The organism is Vreelandella halophila, assembly GCF_019903425.1.
Taxonomy (GTDB): domain Bacteria; phylum Pseudomonadota; class Gammaproteobacteria; order Pseudomonadales; family Oleiphilaceae; genus Halospina; species Halospina halophila.
This window is the reverse complement of record NZ_JACHUZ010000013.1, coordinates 353,189-370,966: the sequence shown is the minus strand read 5'-3', so window position 1 is coordinate 370,966 and position 17,778 is coordinate 353,189. Positions and strand designations below refer to the sequence as shown.

The window sequence follows — 17,778 nt, the reverse complement described above, 5'->3', positions numbered from 1 at the left end:
AACCGATACCAGTGTAATACACCATGAAGACAGTGCGTTAAGCGCCGTATTACTGCATTGCGTTATATCAAGACGGGCACGGGAATCCGGTTCTGGTAGACTGCGCGCTTCATGCGGGGGAGTGATGGATCATGGCGGAACTGGGGCTGTACCAGATACTGCTTGCGAATCTCGTGGTGCTGGCCGGGGCCTGCCTGCAGGGCGTTGTGGGCTACGGTATCGGCACCCTGTCCGCGCCACTGCTGTTTCTCATCAGCCCAATGCTGGTGCCTGGTCCTCTGACCCTGAACTCCACCCTGCTCACCCTCATGATGCTGGCGCGTAACCGGATGGCGGTACGCGTCCGCGAGGTACGTCTGGCCATCGGCGGTGGTATGGTCGGAACCTGTCTCGCCGCTGCCACCCTCATGGTGATCTCACCCTGGGGCTTCGAATTGATATTCGGGGTGCTGATCCTCGTGGCCGTGGGGTTGAGCATGGCCGGTTGGCGACCGCGCCTGACCGGGCGCAGCAGTGTTCTGGCTGGTATGGCTTCTACCTTCATGGGGACCATTACCGCCGTGGGTGGACCCCCCATTGCCATGATCTACCAGAACGAGCGTGGCCCACTGGTGCGCGCCAACATGTCCGCCTTCTTTCTGTTCGCCAGCCTTCTGAGTCTCAGCGCCCTGGCGTTCTCCGGCTATCTGGGAGCGCGGGAATGGCTGCTGTTCCTGGTTACCGTTCCAGGCGTGATCGCCGGATTCCTGCTATCCGCGCGCTTTGTGGGCAGGGTCGATGGCGAACGGCTGCGCGGTCTGATACTGGGCATCGCCGCCCTCGCCGGGGCGGCGGCCCTTGTACAGGGGCTGCTCAGCCTGTAGTCAGGTCCGGAAGCGCGATACCTGGTCGCTCAGGGAGCGGGCGTGTTCCGCCAGCTGCTCGCTCACATTGTTAAGGCTCTTGGAGCGCTCGTCGCTGTCCTGTGCCAGATCGTTGATGCGGGTGACGTTCTGGTTGATCTCCTCCACGGCCTGGGTCTGTTCTTCGGTGGCCGAGGCGACGCTGGCGTTGATGTCGGTGATCCGGTTCATGCCCTCCAGGATGCTGTTGAGTTCCTCCTCGGCACGGTTGGAGCTCTCCACGCTCTGGGTAGCCTGCTGGCGCCCGGTTTCCATGACGTTGACGATGTTCGAGACGCCGCTCTGCAGGTTTTCGATCATGTCGTTGATTTCAGTGGTCGATTTCTGGGTGCGCTGGGCGAGGGTGCGCACTTCATCCGCCACCACGGAGAAGCCTCGCCCGTGCTCGCCGGCGCGGGCGGCCTCGATCGCCGCGTTCAATGCAAGCAGGTTGGTTTGGTCAGCGATGCCGCGAATGACATCCAGAACGGTGGAAATGTTGCCGGAATCCTCCGAGAGCTTCTGGATCACGTTCACCGCTTCCTGGATCTGATCCGCCAGCCGCTTCACTTCACTTGAGGCTTCGTGAATGATCCGACTGCCGGAATTGGCACTTTCGTGGGTACTACGGGTGACCTCGGCGGCCTGATTGGCATTAGAGGCGACCTCTTCGATAGCACTCTGCACTTCGTTGATGGCCGTTGCGACCTGGTTGATGGATTCAGTCTGGTGATAGATGCCGTCACGGTTGGCCGCGGCGGTCTGCTTCAGTTCGCCGGCCCCCTGGTCCAGGCTGGTCGACAGTTCTTTTATTTCGTGGATCATCGACTGGAGGTTGGCAAGCACGGCATTGAAACTGTCCGCGAGTTTACCGAGGTCATCATTGGCATCGGATTCCACCCGTTGGCTCAGGTCGCCTTCGCCCTGCGCGATGTCGTCGAGTCGCTTTCTCAACTGGGTAATGGTGCCGATGATCAGTCTGGTGGCAAACAGGAAGATGCCGATGCTGATGACGAGTACAATCAGGGTTGTGGTCACTGTGGTGGCAATGCTTGCCCGACCCTTTTCAGAGGCGTTGGAGGCGGTGGCGACGGCCTCCTCATCGGTGAATTCGCCGGCTTCATTGTAGAAAGTGCGCAACTCGTCAAAGCGGGGGATGGTTTCGTTCTTCATGCGTTCCCTAGCGCCTTGCGGGTTACCGTTGGCAGCCATCTGGTTGACTGCTTCCGCGCTGCTGCGCCACCTGGAAAATGCATTCTCGAAGCCGGAGAGATGCTCGTTGATACCGCTGCCGTCCATGCTTTCACGGGCATCGTTCATGCGCTCCAGCGCCTGGTCCGCGTTCTCAGAAAAGGTCTCACGGTGCTCGGCGAGAGGCTCGCCGCGGGCGGCGGCCACTAGCAATGCGTCCTGGGCAATGTAGGCTTGGTGCAGGTCACGGTCCGCATTCAGGACGGCACTGATTGAGGGCAGGAAAGAGCCTGAGACATCATCGATGTCATCAACCAGATCCTGAACGGTGGTTACCTTCAGGATCCCAAGCAGAACAATGGCTAACCCCGTTAGCGCAAACGGAAGCAGCATTTTTGTTTTTAACCCGATTTTTCTTATGGCTTGCATGGCTGTCTCCACAGCAAGGGGATGACTCTGCATTTAATGTTCAAAGTAGCAGAGTTTGCCGGGACTACTGAGTCGATTAAGCATATTTTTGTGCAATTGGTTGCCGCTCAGTATTTAGTTGTCCCAGCAATCCCAAGGTGGTTGTGGACTCAACGACTCGAAAAGGAAATCGAGGAACGCACGAACTTTGCGGGCTCGCAGCCGCCGTTCGGAGGTCAACACGTAAAGGTCGCGACAGCCCGGCATCACCTCGCAATGCCAGGCCTTGAGCACAGGCACCAGCTCTCCGCTGACAAGCGCATCAGCCACCAACCAGGTTGGAAAGAGCACCAGGCCCTGCCCCATCAGCGCGGCAAGGAGCAGGCTCTGCGCGTCATTGCTGTAGAGACTTCCGGAAACCTCATAAGGGGTTGCGGATGATTCGCCGGTCGTCTGGAAGTACCAGCGTTGGCGGCCCATCTCGCCCTGATAGACAAGACAGTTGTGACCGGTCAGTTCTTCCGGAGTGTCCGGTTCGCCGTGTGTGTCCAGATAGCGTGGCGCGGCGGCCACAACGTAATTCATGGGCGCCAGACGGCGCGCGACCAGTGACGAGTCAGCGAGGTTGCCCACGCGAAAAGTGATGTCGTGCCCTTCGCGCACGGGGTCGACGACGCGATCATCAAACTGCAACTCCGCCTTGATACCGGAATGACGACGCTGGAAATGGTGCAAAAGCGGCACAACCTGGTGCTGGCCGAAGGCGACGGGCGCATTGATACGCAGTACCCCACTGGGTTCCGTGCTGGGGTGCGCCAGCGCCTCGGTTGCGGCGTCCAGCCGTTCGAGCACTTCCCGGACTTCTTCGTAATAGCGCCATCCTGCTTCGGTCAGCGTTACGGCCCGGGTATGGCGGTACAGCAGTGGCTGTCCGATGGCCTCCTCCAGTCCGCGAATCTGGCGGGAAATAGAGGATACGGCCCGGCGGAAGTAGCGCGCCGTGGCGGTAAAGCTGCCAGTTGCAGCCACCCGCTCGAAGACACGCAGGGCATTGAGGTCCATGGCTCTGAGTTCCATCAAGTTGCGTGAAACGCAATAAAGATTTGCAGTTGTTTCTATTGTAGCAACGATGGGCCTCTAACAGACTGCTGGGTATCGAATGGTCCTATTCCGATGGGCACTCCTCCTGAACCTGAAAAAGGAACCTGAATGATGCGTAAAGGCACGGCACTGGTTGTGGGCGCTACCGGTATCACGGGCGGCAACCTCGCCACCTATCTAACCGCCAGTGGCTGGACCGTTTACGGTCTCTCACGGCGAGCAACGGAGCAGACGGGTGTGATTCCCGTGAGCGCTGATCTTCTGGACGAGGCGGCGGCGGCCGAGGCCCTGGCCGGCCTTTCGGTCACCCACGTGTTTTACTGCACCTGGGTGGGTCGCGACAGTGAGAAAGCCAACGTCGAGGCCAACAGTGCCATGATGCGCAACCTGTTCGCGGCGCTCGACAAAGAGAACCTGCAGCACGCCTCCCTGGTCACCGGGACCAAGCAGTATCTCGGTTCGTTTGAAGCCTATGGAAGTGGGCGTATCGAGACCCCATTCCGCGAATCCGAGCCGCGCGTCCCTGGCGACAACTTCTACTACGCGCTGGAAGACGTCCTTTTCGAAGCGTCTGAACGTCACGGCTTTGCCTGGAATGTGCATCGCCCGCACACGGTGATCGGCTATGCGCGCGGCAACGCCATGAACATGGGCGTGACACTGGCGGTGTACGCCTCGATCTGTAAGGAGACCGGGCAGCCGTTCGTGTTCCCGGGCTCAACAGTTCAGTGGAATGCACTGACCGACATGACGGATGCACTGGTATTGGCGCGCCAGATGGAATGGGCGGCAACCACGCCGGGGGCGGCCAATCAGGCCTTCAATACGGTGAACGGGGACGTCTTCCGTTGGCGACGGATGTGGCGGGAAATCGGCGAGTATTTCGGCCTGGAGGTGGCGGACTGCCCCGAGACGCCGCAGCCGTTAGAATCACAGATGGCGGATGCCGACTCGACCTGGCGTGCGATTGCTGAGAAGCACGAACTGGTCGAGCCGGACGTCAGCAAGCTCGCCTCCTGGTGGCATACGGACGCCGATCTGGGGCGCGACCAGGAGTGCGTCAACGACACGACGAAATGCCGCGATTTCGGCTTTGACCACTTCCGCGAGACCCGTGGTGCATTCCTCGACCTGTTCGAACGGCTGCGGGCTGAGCGGATCATTCCCTGAGATAGTAAATGCTCAGTGCCGCGTGGCGTCGGCGGCGATGGCCTGCTGGTAGGCCTTTTCCGCCTCCTCGGCCAGCTCGTCCAGTCCCTGAAGGTGGCGGCTGTTGTTCTGGTGCCAGGGGTGGAAGCTGTACTTGAAGTATTCCAGCCATGACGGGATCTGGCGGCGCAGCAGGCCCGGGCGACCGAACAGGGTGTTGAGCACCGTAAGGTGGCCGCGCCAGCCCTCGCGTTGGCAGGCGTCGCTGGCGGCGCTCATCTGCAGGTAGAAGCGGGTAACGTTGGTCCAGAAGAGGGTGGTGGCGCGCAGCATGCCCACCACACGGTGCGCATAGGCCTGCGGGCCGCGCCCCACGCATTTCTCCCAGACGTCGTAGCACACGGATTTGTGCTCGACCTCTTCCATGGCGTGCCATTCCCACATGCGCCGGTAATCCTCCTGGGAGCCCTCCAGGATCTCCGGATGGTCCAGCAGGAAGCCGCCCATCAGGGCCGTGAAATGCTCCAGAGCAATGGTCTCGCACAGCAGGTCCTGGCGGCTGCCGTGCTTCTTGAACCAGTCCAGCATCTGGCGCACATGCTGGTCGAGGCGCCCGGCGGGCAGCCCGGCGTCTTCCATGAGCTGGTTGTACTCGGCATGCTCGCGGCTGTGGTAGGCCTCCTGGGCGATGAAGGCAGAGGCCGCCTTGCGCAGGTCCGGGTCCGGGATCTCATCCCGGTAGGCGCGCACGGCATCGATGAACAGCCGCTCGCCGGCCGGGAAGAACAGCGACAGGGTGTTCATGAACTGGCTCAGGTGCGGGCCCATGGCATGCCAGTCGTGGATGCGTTCCTTTGGCGGCAGGAAGTGCAGGTCCCGGCGCTCCGGAATCATCATGCCGCTTTCGGTTTCGTCCGGGGTGGTACCGGCCTCGCGCGGGTGGATCGTGGATTCAGCCATGACGCCGTCTCCCTGTGGTGGATGAGTCACCTTCCAATGTAATCCTCAAGGGGGTACCGGCAAGACCCGGGTGACGCGAGGAGGCGTCACCCGGGCAAAACGTTTTCAGAAGAACAGATCCGGAAGCCAGGTAGCGATCTGCGGGAAGACCATGATGATCGCCACGCCGACAATCTCCACGATCACGAAGGGGACCACCGAGCGGTAGATGTCCTTCATGGTGATGCCTTCCGGAACGATCCCCTTCAGGTAGAAGAGGTTGAAGCCGAAGGGCGGGGTCATGTAGCCGATTTCCATGTTGATCATGAACAGGATGCCGAACCAGACTGGGTCGAAGCCCATGGACTCCACAATGGGCGTGAACACCGGCAGGGTGATCAGCATGATGCCGACCGGGTCGAGGACCATGGCCAGCAGGAACACGATCAGCATCATCGCGATGATGACGCCCCAGTCGCCGAAGGGGATCATGGCCATCACGCTCTCGATCAGCTCCTGGGCCCCCATGCTCTGGTAGGCGGCGCTGAACGCGTGGGCCGCGAACAGGATCCACATGATCATGCCGGTGAGCTTGAAGGTGCGGATGGCCGCGCCGTACAGAACCGACCACTTGAACTGGCGGTACACGGCGGCGGAAATCAGGGCGCCCAGGACCCCCATGGCGGCGGCCTCGGTGGGCGTGGTGATACCACCGATGATTGAGCCCAGGACCATGACCACGACCCCGATTGGCAGCAGCACGGCGCGCAGGGCTCGGAGTTTCTCGGGCCAGGTGCCGCGCTGCTCCCTGGGCAGCGCCGGGGCGAGCTCAGGCTGAAGCTGGCAGCGTACCAGGATGTAGATGGACGTCAGCACCATCAGCAGGATGCCGGGAAGGATCCCGGCGGCGAACATCTCGCCCACGGAGACATCGGTGATCAGCGCGTAGAGGATCATCATGATGCTTGGCGGGATCAGGATCCCCCAGCCGCCGCCGGTGTTGATGACCCCGAGGGCCATTTCCCGGTCATAGCCGCGCTCAAGCATCGAGGGCAGCGCAATCGTGCCCATGGCCACCACGGCGGCGCCGCTGATTCCGACCATGGCGGCAAACACCGCGCAGATGCCGAGGGTGCCGAGCGCCAGCCCGCCCCTCAGGCCGCCGCACCACAGGTGCATCATCCGGTACAGGTCCCGCGCGACCCCCGTTCGCTCCAGGATCATTGCCATGAACACGAACAGCGGTATGGCCACCAGCGTGAAGCTGCCCATGGTGCTCCAGATCTGCGAGACCACCATGAAGAAGGAGTCGAAACCCCAAGTGAAATAAAGAAAGATCACGGACACGCCGCCCAGCACGAACGCCAGCGGCAGCCCCAGGAGAAGGAAGAACAGCAGCGCCCCGAAGAAGAGCAGCGTCAGGAGTTCAATGCTCATGAGCGCTCTCCTTCGTCATGGGTGGGGCCGTTGAGATTGAACGCCACGGTGATGTCCTGCAGCAGCTTGGCCAGCCCCTGCAGCACCAGCAGGCCGGTGCCAACGGGAATGGCCAGCTTCACCGGCCATATGGGCGGGTTCCAGGCGGAGTGGGAGGTCTCCCAGCCGGCCATGGATTCCCAGGCCATCTCGATGCCGAACCAAAGCAGCGTCAGGGTGAAGATGAAGAACATCACCGAGGTGACGATATCCAGCCCGGCCCGCTTGCGGGGCGCCAGGTTGGAGTGGAGGAGGTCGACGTTGACGTGCCCGCCATGGGCCATGACGTAGCCGCCGGACATGACGGCATAGACCCCGAAAAGCATCTGGGTGAGTTCGTTCGTCCAGACGGTCGGGGCGTTCAGCAGATAGCGGAAGCCCACCTCCAGAAGGAGGAAGGCGAACATTGCGAAGATGATGAGCGCGACCGCGCGCCCCACGGCATCATTGAGCCGGGTTACCCCGGCTATGAACGCGTTGATGGCCCCCATGATTCACTCCGAGGTAACAGGTGACAGCCGGACCGCAGCGCGTTGCTGCCCTGGGCCCGGCTGGTTCAGTGGCGTCGGGTTCAGAGGTAGCCAAGGTCCCGGAGGTAGTCCTTGAGCATCTCCATGGCCTTTTCAGCGCGGTCGCTGCGTTCAGCTTCCTTCGCCCAGAGATCACGGGCGGTTTCCATCAGTTTGTCCTGAACGTTCTGGGGCAGCGTGTTGATCTTCACGCCGAGCTCCTTCTGGGCCTTGGCCAGCACCAGGCGTTCCTTGTACTGGTATTCGTTGGTACGGACCCAGAACTGCTCATCGAGCGCGTTCTTGACCACCTTCTGCATGCCGTCGGGGAGTTCGCCCAGCGCCTTCTGGCTGACGATGATCACGTCCGTGCCCGCGATATTGAGCGCCGGGCGCACGTGATACTTGGCGATCTCGTAGAGGCCCATGCTGTAGGCGCCCTGGACGGCCCCCCAGTGCGCGCCGTCCACCACGCCGGAATCCAGGGCGGAATAGAGCTCGCTGCCAGGGATGTAGGAGGCGGCGGCGCCGGCCTCGGTCAGGAAGGACTGCAGGGCGCCCGAGGAACGGATCTTCATGCTGGTGAAGTCATCCCAGCTTTCAATCGGCTCCTTCACCACCATCTCGGTCGGGTAGACCTTGTCGGTGGCCCAGTAGACGCCGTGCTCGGCAGCTTCCTCGCGCAGCATCTGTTCAAAGCCCAGGTTCTTGTGGAAGTAGGCCACTTCCCAGACGTTACGGAAGGCGAAGGGCAGCCCTGATGCGATGCCGGCCAGCGAGATCTCGTCCTGGGCGTACTGGGGCGAGATGGTGCCCATTTCCAGAACGCCGCGGCTGACCGCCTCGAAGGTTTCCTTGGCGTCAAAGAGCGCGCCCGCCTCGTGGAGTTCCAGTTGCAGGCGCCCGTCGGTGCGTTCCTCGAGAACGCGCTTGAGGCGTTTCAGGCTGTCCGTGTAGGAGCTGCTGGAACTGGGCCAGTGCGACTGGACCTTCCAGGTCCAGGTTTCCTCTGAATCATCCTGTGCGACCACCGGGGTAGCAGCCAGTGCGGCCGACACTCCGAGCGTCAGCGCGGAGGTGTAAAGGGTCAGTGCCTGACGGGCACGCGAAAGAAAGCTCATAACGGACCTCGATCATTGTTGTATTTATGTTTAGAGTTTTACTAGGCAGAATCATTGACTGCACAATGAATTCTATTGTTTGAAACTAGCACACGGCCTGAGCCATCGAAACCCCTTAGACCATTACAGGAGCCCTGCATGATCGAGGTAACCCGCGAAGCCGGAATCGTCCATATGACGATCCGCCGCCCCGAGAAGAAAAACGCCCTGACACCGGCGATGTACAACACCCTGTCGGCAACCGTGGATGAGGCCGGCGCGGACACCAGCGTCCACGCGCTGGTGATTACCGGTTGCGAGGGCATCTTCACCGCGGGTAACGACCTCGAGGACTTCCGCGCCAGGGCCCGCGCGGACAGCCCCGGCCCCTCCGCCGGTCTCGCCTTCATTGAACGCCTGATCCATTGCGATACGCCGGTCATCGTCGGGGTTGAAGGCCCGGCCATCGGTATCGGCACGACGCTGCTGCTGCACTGCGACGTGGTCGTCAGCGGCGACTCAGCAAGCTACAAAACGCCCTTTGCCGACATTGGCGTAACGCCGGAAGCTGCATCAACCGTGATGGGGCCGCTCTGGATGGGGTTCCGCCGGGCGACGCAGCTGCTGGTGCTTGGTGAGGGGCTGAACGCGGAAGAGGCCGTTAACGCCGGGCTGGTGACCCACCGTGTCGCGGACGGTGAGGCCGAAGCGCGGGCGCTGGCCGAGGCGCGCAGGCTGACCACGAAGTCCCGGGATGCCCTGCGTGCCGGGAAGCAGCTGATGCTCGCGCCCTGGAGGGAACAGGCCCTGGCGGCCCTGGACCGGGAGCGGGCGGTATTTGCCGAGCGCCTGCAATCGGATGAGGTCCGTCACCGCCTTGGCGTGTGAGGCTCAAGCCCTGCTTCGGTTGTTGTTATTGAGCGCCTCGATTCTGTATAGCGAAATTATGTTCCGTAATTATTGACGCATTCCAATTTCTCGTGACAGTTTATCTATAAGGCGCTAAGCCATTCCTGGCAGCGACAGAATGTATCGCTGTGAAGGCGTGGCTGGAATCAACTGGCAGGGGATCAATCCGCATGGGGCGTTTCAACCAACAGGTGGCCATCGTAACCGGCGCCGCCAGTGGCATTGGCCGGGCCACGGCCCTGAGACTGGCGAGCGAGGGCGCCGTACTGGCCCTAGTGGATCATGCCGAAGACGGGCTCGAGGCAACCGCCAATGCCCTGCCGGCGGAAACCGAGCGCCTCCTGTTAGCGATGGACATCTCGGATGAAACCCGTGTCCGTTCCCTGGTGGAGGACGTGGTCCAGCGCTGGGGCCGGGTGGATGTGCTGTGCAACAACGCCGGCATTGCCGGCTCCCATCCCGTGATCACCGAGCAGGACCAGGAGGAGTGGCAGCACCTGCTCAACGTCAACCTCGTCGGCACCATGCTGCTGATCAAGCATGTGGCCCCCCACATGCAGTCCCGGGGGCGCGGGAGCATCGTCAACACCGCTTCGGTGGCCGGGATCCGGTCCGGGGCCGGGGGCAATGCCTACAGTGCCTCCAAGGCCGGCGTGATCAGCCTGACCCAGACCGCCGCCTGTGACCTGGGCGCTGACAACGTGCGGGTCAACGCGGTGTGCCCGGGGCTGATCGAGACCGGGATGACCCAGCCCATCTTCGATTATGCCCGCTCCCGTGAGAAGGAACACAAGCTCGGGGCGCGCTGTGAACTGCGCCGTTACGGCAACGCCGACGAAATTGCCGCCGCCATCACCTTCCTGGCCAGCGACGATGCCAGCTACATCACCGGCCAGGCGCTCCCCGTCGATGGTGGCAATACCGCGTCACTGAACATGCCGGGGATGAAAGTCTGATGTCCGACGGAAGCAGTGCCAACACCATTATTGATGAATCTGACGCCCCGGGGTTCCACAGTGTCCTGGGCTATCGGCAGGCTCACTGGGAAGACGGCTGCTCCGTTCTCACCGTTGAACTGCAGCCCCACCACATGAACCTGGCCGGCGTGATCCATGGCGGCGTCCTGTCCTCGCTCCTGGATATCGCGATGGCCCACGCGGGCACCTACTGCCCGTATCCGGGGCGCATGCGCAAGGCGATCACCCTGTCGCTCACCACCACCTTCACCGGCCAGTGCCGGGGCGGGATCATCACTGTCACCGGCACCAAGCGCGCCGGGGGCAGCCGTGTCTTCAATGCCACCGGCGAAGTCCACGATGCCGAGGGGCAACTGCTCGCCATGGGCGAAGGCGTATTCCGGATCCGCTCCGGCAGCGAGGGTCTTGAAGGTGTGCCGATTCCCGGTACGGAAGCGGCTGAGGAATAAGGAAGCGTGGCCTCCGGGCCGATGAAATAACGACAAAGAGGCATGACTATGTTTGAGCTGTCCGAGAAGGCGGAGAAACTGCGCGACCAGCTGCTGGCGTTCATGGATGAGCATATCTACCCCAATGAGCGGCGTTACCAGGAAGAGACCGCCAATGCCGACAACCGGTGGGATCCGGCGCCGGTGTTGGAAGAGCTGAAAAAAAAGGCCAGGGCCCAGGGGCTTTGGAACCTATTCCTGCCGGACAGTGACCACGGGGCCGGGCTCAGCAACTTCGACTACGCCCAGCTGTGCGAGATCATGGGCCGCTCCCACATGGCGCCGGAGGTGTTCAACTGCTCCGCCCCGGACACCGGCAACATGGAAACCCTCGCCCGCTACGGCTCGCCGGAACAGCAACGCCAGTGGCTGCAGCCGCTGCTAGACGGCGAGATCCGTTCCTGCTTCTCGATGACCGAGCCGGATGTGGCCTCCTCGGATGCCACCAATATCGGGTGCCAGATCCGCCGCGAGGGCGACGAATACGTCATCAATGGCCGCAAGTGGTGGTCCTCCGGCGCCATGACCACCAACTGCCGGATCGCCATCGTGATGGGCAAGACCGATCCGGAGGCCGACAAGCACAAGCAGCAGTCGATGATCCTGGTGCCCATGGATACCCCCGGCGTGGAGATCATCCGCCCGCTGACGGTTTTCGGTTACGACCACGCGCCCCACGGGCATGCCGAGATCCACTACAACAACGTCCGGGTCCCGGCCGACAACATCCTCCTTGGTGAGGGGCGGGGCTTCGAGATCGCCCAGGGGCGGCTCGGCCCCGGCCGTATCCATCACTGCATGCGCACCATCGGGGTGGCCGAGCGGGCCCTGGAGGCGCTGTGCGAGCGCATCAACGAACGCGAGGCCTTCGGCCAGCCATTGGCGAAGTTCGACTCCATCCGCAAGGACGTCGCCCGTTCCCGGCTCGACATCGAACAGGCCCGGCTGCTGACGCTGAAGGCAGCCCACATGATGGACACCGTCGGCAACAAGGTGGCGCGCCAGGAGATCGCGATGATCAAGGTGGCGGCGCCGCGCATGGCGCTCGAGGTGCTGGACCGGGCGATCCAGGCGCACGGCGCGCTCGGGGTGTCCCAGGACAGCTTCCTGGCGGCGGCCTGGGCGCATGTCCGCACCCTGCGCCTGGCGGACGGGCCCGACGAGGTCCACCTCGACACCATCGCCAAGCTCGAACTGCGCGATTACCCGAAGAACCACTGAGCAGGAGACCCGACAATGACAAGCCCCCTCTTTGATATGACCGGCAAGGTGGCCCTCATCACCGGTTCGACCAAGGGTATTGGCCGCTCGATTGCCGAGGAGATGGCGCGCTGTGGTGCGAAGGTCGTGATCTCCAGCCGTAAGGCGGACGCCTGCGAGCAGGTGGCCGGCGAACTGAAGGAACAGGGCTTCGAGGCCATCGCCGTGCCCTGCCATGTGGGCCGCAAGGAGGACCTGCAGAACCTGGTGGACCAGACGCTGGCCACCTGGGGCCGGATCGACACGCTGGTCTGCAATGCCGCCACCAACCCGGTCTACGGCACCACCCAGGAGATGACCGACGAGGCCTGGGACAAGATCATGGACACCAACGTCAAGGGCACCTTCTGGCTGACACAGATGGCCCTGCCCCACATGGCCGAGAATGGTGACGGTCAGGTTGTGCTGCTGTCGAGCATTGCCGGGTTGAAGGGGAACAGTGTTATCGGCACCTACGGGGTCTCCAAGGCAGCCGAGGCCGCCCTGGCCCGTAACCTGGCCGTGGAATGGGGGCCGAGCGGCATCCGGGTTAACGCCATCGCGCCCGGGCTGGTACGGACCGATTTCGCCAAGGCGCTGGTTGAGGATCCGGAACGGGTTCGCAGTGCCGAACAGCAGACGCCGCTGCGCCGGATCGGCGAGCCTGTGGACATTGCCGGGCTGGCGGTCTTTCTTGCGACCCGGGCCAGCGCCTACGTCACCGGCCAGGTGATCGTGGCGGACGGCGGCGAGACCGTGAGCTGACCCTATGGCACCCCAGGCTGACACCCTTGATCCCGATCTGGTGGACGTGCTCGACGCCCACCGCTTCGATGAGAACGCACTCCAGGCGTGGCTCGGGGAGACGATGCCCGAGATCGGCCAATGCCGAAGGATCCAGCAGTTCCAGGGCGGGCAGTCGAACCCGACCTTCCTGCTGGAGACCGATACCGGCCAGTACGTGCTGCGCAAGAAGCCCCCCGGCCAGACCCTGCCCTCCGCCCACATGGTGGAGCGTGAATACCGGGTGATCCGGGCGCTTTCCGATCACACGACGGTCCCCGTTCCCCGCGCCAAGGGCCGGTGCGAGGACACGGAGGTGATCGGCACGCCCTTCTACATCATGGACTTCATGCCCGGTCGGGTGGTGAGCCACCCGGCGCTGCGCGAACTCGACCACGGCGAACGCCGGTCGGTGCACAACGCCGCCATGGACACCCTGGCCGAGCTGCACGCGGTGGATGTGGCGCAGGTGGGGCTGGAGGACTTCGGTAAGCCCCAGGGCTACGTGGCGCGCCAGGTCGCACGCTGGAGCAAGCAGTACCAGGCCTCGAAGACCGACGAGATGCCGGCCATGGACCGGCTCATGGCCTGGCTGCCGGATCACCTGCCGGCTACCGACGAGTGCGCCATTGCCCATGGCGACTACCGCGTTGGCAACCTGATGCTGGCCTCGGATCGCCCGGAGGTGACCGCGATCCTCGACTGGGAACTGGCCACCCTGGGGCACCCGCTGGCGGACCTGGCCTACTACTGCCTGCCGCATCACCTGCCGATGGAGCTGGAGGGATCCCGGGGGATCGTCGGTGAGGATCTGGAGGCCCTCAACCTGCCCACCGAGCAGGACCTGATCGAACGCTACTGCCGCCAGTCCGGCCGGGAGCGGATCGAGGACTGGCACGTGTTCGTCGCCTTCTCGCTGTTCCGCCTCGCGGCCATCCTGCAGGGCGTTTATGCCCGTGCGCTGCAGGGCAATGCCAGCAATGCGGATGCCCTGGAGGTCGGCAAGCGCGCGAGCGCACTGGCCGAGGCGGGCTGGCGCGTGGCCCAGAACGGCGCCAAGGGAGGCACGGTATGAGCGAGCCGTTGGTACGACGGGTACTGGTCACCAACGATGACGGCGTCCGGGCCCCGGGATTGGCGGTGCTTGAGCGCATTGCCCACAACCTCGCCGAGGAGGTCTGGGTCGTGGCGCCGGAGCATGACCGCAGCGGGGCCGGGCAGAGCATTTCCATGCACCTGCCGCTGCGGCTCTACGCCCAGGACAACAGCGAACGCCGCTTTGCCCTCTCGGGCACGCCCGCTGACTGCGTGCTCTTTGCCCTGGCGCAGTGGTTCGGTGAAACACCGCCGGACCTGGTGCTTTCCGGGGTGAACTGCGGCGCCAACATCAGCGATTCGGTGCAGTACTCCGGAACCGTGGGGGCTGCGCTGAGCGCTGAGCACATGGGGATCCCGGCGATCGCCCTGAGCCAGGCTTTCCTGGACCCGGAGGCCGTTGACTGGTCGCCGGTGGCGGAGCTGGGCGAGCGGGTCATCCGTGCCCTCTGGAACCCGGGCGACGAGCCGGTTCCCTGCTGGAACATCAACTTCCCCGCCTGCGCGGCGGAGGAGGTCGAGGAACTGCGCTGGGCGCACGAGTCCAGTGGTTCCATCCAGCGGACCCGGCTGCAGCCGGGCCGGGATGGCCGGAACCTGCCGTACTGGTGGCTCGGTTTCGAGCGCAGCTCCCGGCACATTACCGATCCGGGGATGGATGTCTCGGTGTTGCGGGACCAGTCGATTGCGGCCACACCGCTGCGCCGCGGGACCGGCTTCCCCAACGGCATCGACACCCTCCCGATCGGGGAATTGTAACGACACCATTGATCCGGCTCCTGGCCGGTAAAGGGGAGAACAACAATGTTTACAAGACACCATGGGGTCTGGCCCAAGGAACTTCCTAAAACCATGACACTGCCGAAGACCAGTGTGTTCACCAACCTGTCCATAGCGGCACTGCGGTACCCCGAACATCCCGCGATCATTTTCTACGACCGGGTGATGACGTACCGGCAGCTGCTGGACGAGGTCGAGGCGCTTGCGGGGTATCTCCAGTCCAGGGGCGTCAACAAGGGGGACCGTGTCCTTCTCTTCATGCAGAACGCGACGCAGTACGTCATCAGCTATTACGCCATCCTGCGTGCGGACGCGGCGGTCATTCCCATTAACCCCATGAACCGCACCGCCGAGCTGGAGCACTACATCAGCGATACCGACGCCCGGATCTGCCTGGCGGGGCAGGAGCTGGCCGGGTTCATCGCACCGCTGCTGGACACCACCCCGCTCGAGGAGGTGGTGGTGACGGCCTACAGCGATTACATCAACCCGGAGACGGACCTGGATCTGCCGGCGGAAGTGGCGGCCCCGGGAGCGGCCCTGGAGAAACCGGGGCTGGTAAGCTGGAATGAGGTGATCCGGGCCGGACACACGCCCTCAGCGCATACCGCGGGCCCCGATGACATCGCCGTGATCCCCTACAGCTCCGGCACAACCGGGGCACCCAAGGGCTGTACCCATGTACACCGGGCTGTCATGGCCACCGCCGTACATCGCGCCTTCTGGAACCTGAGCACGGCCGATACGGTGCAGCTCTCCACGCTGCCCTTCTTCCACGTCACAGGCATGAGCGGTTCCATGAACAGCCCCATCTTCAGTGGCTCGACCTCCGTGATCATGACCCGCTGGGATCGCACCACAGCGGCCAGGCTGATCGAGCGCTACCAGATCAGTGGCTGGACCAACATCGTCACCATGGCCGTGGATTTCCTGTCCAACCCGGATCTCGACAAGTACGACATCAGCAGCCTCAGGACCATCGGTGGCGGCGGGGCGGCCATGCCTTCGGCCATTTCGGAGAAACTCAAGAGCCGTACCGGCCTCGACTACATCGAGGGTTACGGGCTGTCGGAGACCATGGCCGCGACCCACATCAACCCGCCGGATGCGCCCAAGTCCCAGTGCCTCGGGGTGCCGGTCTTTGATGTGGACTCGCGCATCATCGATGTCGAGACGCTGGCGGAGAAGGGGCCCGGCGAGGTGGGCGAGATTGTCAGCCACGGGCCGCAGGTCACCATCGGCTACTGGAACCGGCCGGATGAGACCCGCAACGCCTTCGTCGAAATCGAGGGTAAGTCGTTCTTCCGGACCGGGGATCTGGGCTACTTCGACGAGGATGGTTACTTCTTCATGGTCGACCGCGTGAAGCGGATGATCAACGCCTCCGGCTACAAGGTATGGCCCTCGGAGGTGGAGAGCCTGATGTACCGTCATCCGGCGATCCACGAATGTTGCGTCATCTCGACGCCAGACCCCAAGCGGGGCGAGAGCGTCAAGGCGTGCATCGTGCCGACCGAGGAGGCGTGGCCCACCATCACCCCCGACGAGATCCGGAACTGGTGCCGGGAGATGATGGCGGCCTACAAGGTGCCGCAGGAGATCGAGTTCGTCGACGAGCTGCCAAAGTCACAGACCGGCAAGGTGATGTGGCGGTCGCTGCAGGAAGAGGAATGGAAAGAGTCCTCCTGACATGATCTTTGAACCGCACTGCGGAACATGATTCTGTCTGTTGACAGAAGGTTCTCTTGAAGTACGCTTGGATGAGGAGGATCAGAAAAAACAGTATCACGAAGCGAGACCATGGAGCTGGACAACCCGAAAAACCATCTGTAGGTAACAACAAAAACCTGCGGCATCCAATAACAACGATTTGCCACAAGGGGGACAACTTGAACATTCTGCTTCAGAACCTCATCAACGGGCTGACGCTGGGGAGCATTTACAGTCTCGTTGCGCTCGGGCTGACGCTGGTGTACGGCATCCTGCATATCCCGAACTTCGCCCATGGCGCGCTCTATATGGTGGGCGCGTTCATGACCTATTTCTTCATGGTTGACCTGGGTGCCCACTACTGGATCGCCATGCTCGGTTCGGGCGCCGTGGTGGCCGCGCTGGGGGTTCTTTGCGAACGCCTGGTTTTCCATCCGCTGAGGCATTCACCCCCGATCCACGACAAGATCGCCGCCATCGGCATCCTGCTGTTCCTCGAGGCGCTGGTGCAGATGCTCTGGGGCGCGGACTTCCGTCGCATGTCTTCGCCGTTCACCGGCGTGATGAATATCCAGGGGCTGATCATTCCGGAACAGCGGGCACTGATCATCGCGGGCGCCGCCGTGCTGGTTGTGGGCCTGCAGCTGTTCCTGCGCAGGACCATGACCGGATCCACCATCCTGGCCATGGCCCAGAATCGTGAAGGGGCTTTCCTGGTGGGGATCGATGCCAACCGGGTGGCGATGATGACCTTTGCCATCTCCGGCATGCTGGCCGCCTTTGCCGCCACCCTCTACGCCCCGATCAACCTGGTGTATCCCGCCATGGGGCATCTGGTGATCATGAAGGCCTTCGTGATCATCATCATCGGTGGCATGGGCAGTATCCCCGGCGCCGTCATCGGCGGCATGATCATCGGCTTTACCGAGGCGCTCGGGGGCTTCTACCTTTCGAACGACTATAAGGATGTGATCGCCTTCGCACTCCTTGTCGTGATTCTCTCCATCCGCCCGCAAGGGCTCTTCACGAAGGGGGCGCACTGA

Annotated in this window: 17 protein-coding genes; 11 read left to right on the top strand and 6 right to left on the bottom strand. The window is 62.9% G+C overall.

Going from position 1 to position 17,778, the window contains the following annotated elements:
* Positions 1-131 precede the first annotated feature (131 nt).
* A complete protein-coding gene (locus tag H4I92_RS05950) occupies positions 132-863 on the top strand; it encodes a sulfite exporter TauE/SafE family protein (protein ID WP_077529737.1) in 732 nt (243 codons plus the stop codon).
* Here H4I92_RS05950 and H4I92_RS05945 read toward each other — a convergent pair whose 3' ends face one another.
* Together H4I92_RS05945 and H4I92_RS05940 are read right to left on the bottom strand one after the other, a co-directional pair.
* Positions 864-2,465: a methyl-accepting chemotaxis protein gene (locus H4I92_RS05945; protein WP_218668151.1), complete on the bottom strand. Its 1,602-nt coding sequence runs from the start codon at positions 2,463-2,465 to the stop codon at positions 864-866.
* 150 nt (positions 2,466-2,615) lie between these two features.
* A complete protein-coding gene (locus tag H4I92_RS05940; protein ID WP_077529735.1) occupies positions 2,616-3,542 on the bottom strand; it encodes a LysR family transcriptional regulator in 927 nt (308 codons plus the stop codon).
* A gap of 147 nt (positions 3,543-3,689) precedes the next feature.
* Between H4I92_RS05940 and H4I92_RS05935 the strand changes: the two genes are divergently transcribed.
* Positions 3,690-4,751 carry an SDR family oxidoreductase gene (locus tag H4I92_RS05935; protein WP_245800856.1) on the top strand — a complete coding sequence of 354 codons (1,062 nt, stop codon included), beginning with the start codon at positions 3,690-3,692 and terminating at the stop codon, positions 4,749-4,751.
* A gap of 12 nt (positions 4,752-4,763) precedes the next feature.
* Here H4I92_RS05935 and H4I92_RS05930 read toward each other — a convergent pair whose 3' ends face one another.
* The 4 genes from H4I92_RS05930 to dctP all read right to left on the bottom strand — a co-directional run bounded on the left by H4I92_RS05930 (position 4,764) and on the right by dctP (position 8,775).
* Positions 4,764-5,690 (bottom strand): metal-dependent hydrolase, encoded by a 927-nt coding sequence (locus tag H4I92_RS05930; protein WP_077529734.1) that lies wholly within the window; start codon positions 5,688-5,690, stop codon positions 4,764-4,766.
* Positions 5,691-5,795: 105 nt separating this feature from the next.
* Complete coding sequence (locus tag H4I92_RS05925; RefSeq protein ID WP_077529733.1) at positions 5,796-7,106, bottom strand: TRAP transporter large permease; 1,311 nt, start codon at positions 7,104-7,106, stop codon at positions 5,796-5,798.
* Positions 7,103-7,636: a TRAP transporter small permease subunit gene (locus H4I92_RS05920; RefSeq protein WP_077529732.1), complete on the bottom strand. Its 534-nt coding sequence runs from the start codon at positions 7,634-7,636 to the stop codon at positions 7,103-7,105. The genes H4I92_RS05925 and H4I92_RS05920 overlap by 4 nt, the downstream gene beginning before the upstream one ends.
* A gap of 80 nt (positions 7,637-7,716) precedes the next feature.
* On the bottom strand, positions 7,717-8,775 hold the full coding sequence (gene dctP / locus H4I92_RS05915) for a TRAP transporter substrate-binding protein DctP (RefSeq protein WP_077529731.1): 1,059 nt from the start codon (positions 8,773-8,775) through the stop codon (positions 7,717-7,719).
* 138 nt (positions 8,776-8,913) lie between these two features.
* Here dctP and H4I92_RS05910 point away from each other — a divergent pair, with 138 nt between their 5' ends.
* From H4I92_RS05910 to H4I92_RS05870, 9 genes are all read left to right on the top strand, one after another.
* A complete protein-coding gene (locus tag H4I92_RS05910) occupies positions 8,914-9,642 on the top strand; it encodes an enoyl-CoA hydratase-related protein (protein ID WP_077529730.1) in 729 nt (242 codons plus the stop codon).
* 191 nt (positions 9,643-9,833) lie between these two features.
* Complete coding sequence (locus tag H4I92_RS05905; RefSeq protein ID WP_077529729.1) at positions 9,834-10,619, top strand: SDR family NAD(P)-dependent oxidoreductase; 786 nt, start codon at positions 9,834-9,836, stop codon at positions 10,617-10,619.
* Positions 10,619-11,089 (top strand): PaaI family thioesterase, encoded by a 471-nt coding sequence (locus tag H4I92_RS05900; protein WP_077529728.1) that lies wholly within the window; start codon positions 10,619-10,621, stop codon positions 11,087-11,089. Before H4I92_RS05905 ends, H4I92_RS05900 begins: the two co-directional genes overlap by 1 nt.
* Before the next feature lie 48 nt (positions 11,090-11,137).
* A complete protein-coding gene (locus tag H4I92_RS05895) occupies positions 11,138-12,349 on the top strand; it encodes an acyl-CoA dehydrogenase family protein (RefSeq protein WP_077529727.1) in 1,212 nt (403 codons plus the stop codon).
* 15 nt (positions 12,350-12,364) lie between these two features.
* A complete protein-coding gene (locus tag H4I92_RS05890; RefSeq protein ID WP_077529726.1) occupies positions 12,365-13,132 on the top strand; it encodes an SDR family NAD(P)-dependent oxidoreductase in 768 nt (255 codons plus the stop codon).
* Positions 13,133-13,136: 4 nt separating this feature from the next.
* Positions 13,137-14,225, top strand: a complete 1,089-nt coding sequence (locus H4I92_RS05885) for a phosphotransferase family protein (RefSeq protein WP_077529725.1) — start codon at positions 13,137-13,139, stop codon at positions 14,223-14,225.
* Positions 14,222-15,004 (top strand): 5'/3'-nucleotidase SurE, encoded by a 783-nt coding sequence (gene surE, locus H4I92_RS05880; RefSeq protein WP_077529724.1) that lies wholly within the window; start codon positions 14,222-14,224, stop codon positions 15,002-15,004. Before H4I92_RS05885 ends, surE begins: the two co-directional genes overlap by 4 nt.
* A 45-nt stretch (positions 15,005-15,049) precedes the next feature.
* Positions 15,050-16,714, top strand: coding sequence for a long-chain fatty acid--CoA ligase (locus H4I92_RS05875; protein WP_077529723.1), 1,665 nt, complete (start codon positions 15,050-15,052; stop codon positions 16,712-16,714).
* Between the two features lie 200 nt (positions 16,715-16,914).
* Entirely contained in the window at positions 16,915-17,778 is an 864-nt protein-coding gene (locus tag H4I92_RS05870) for a branched-chain amino acid ABC transporter permease (protein WP_077529722.1), read from the top strand.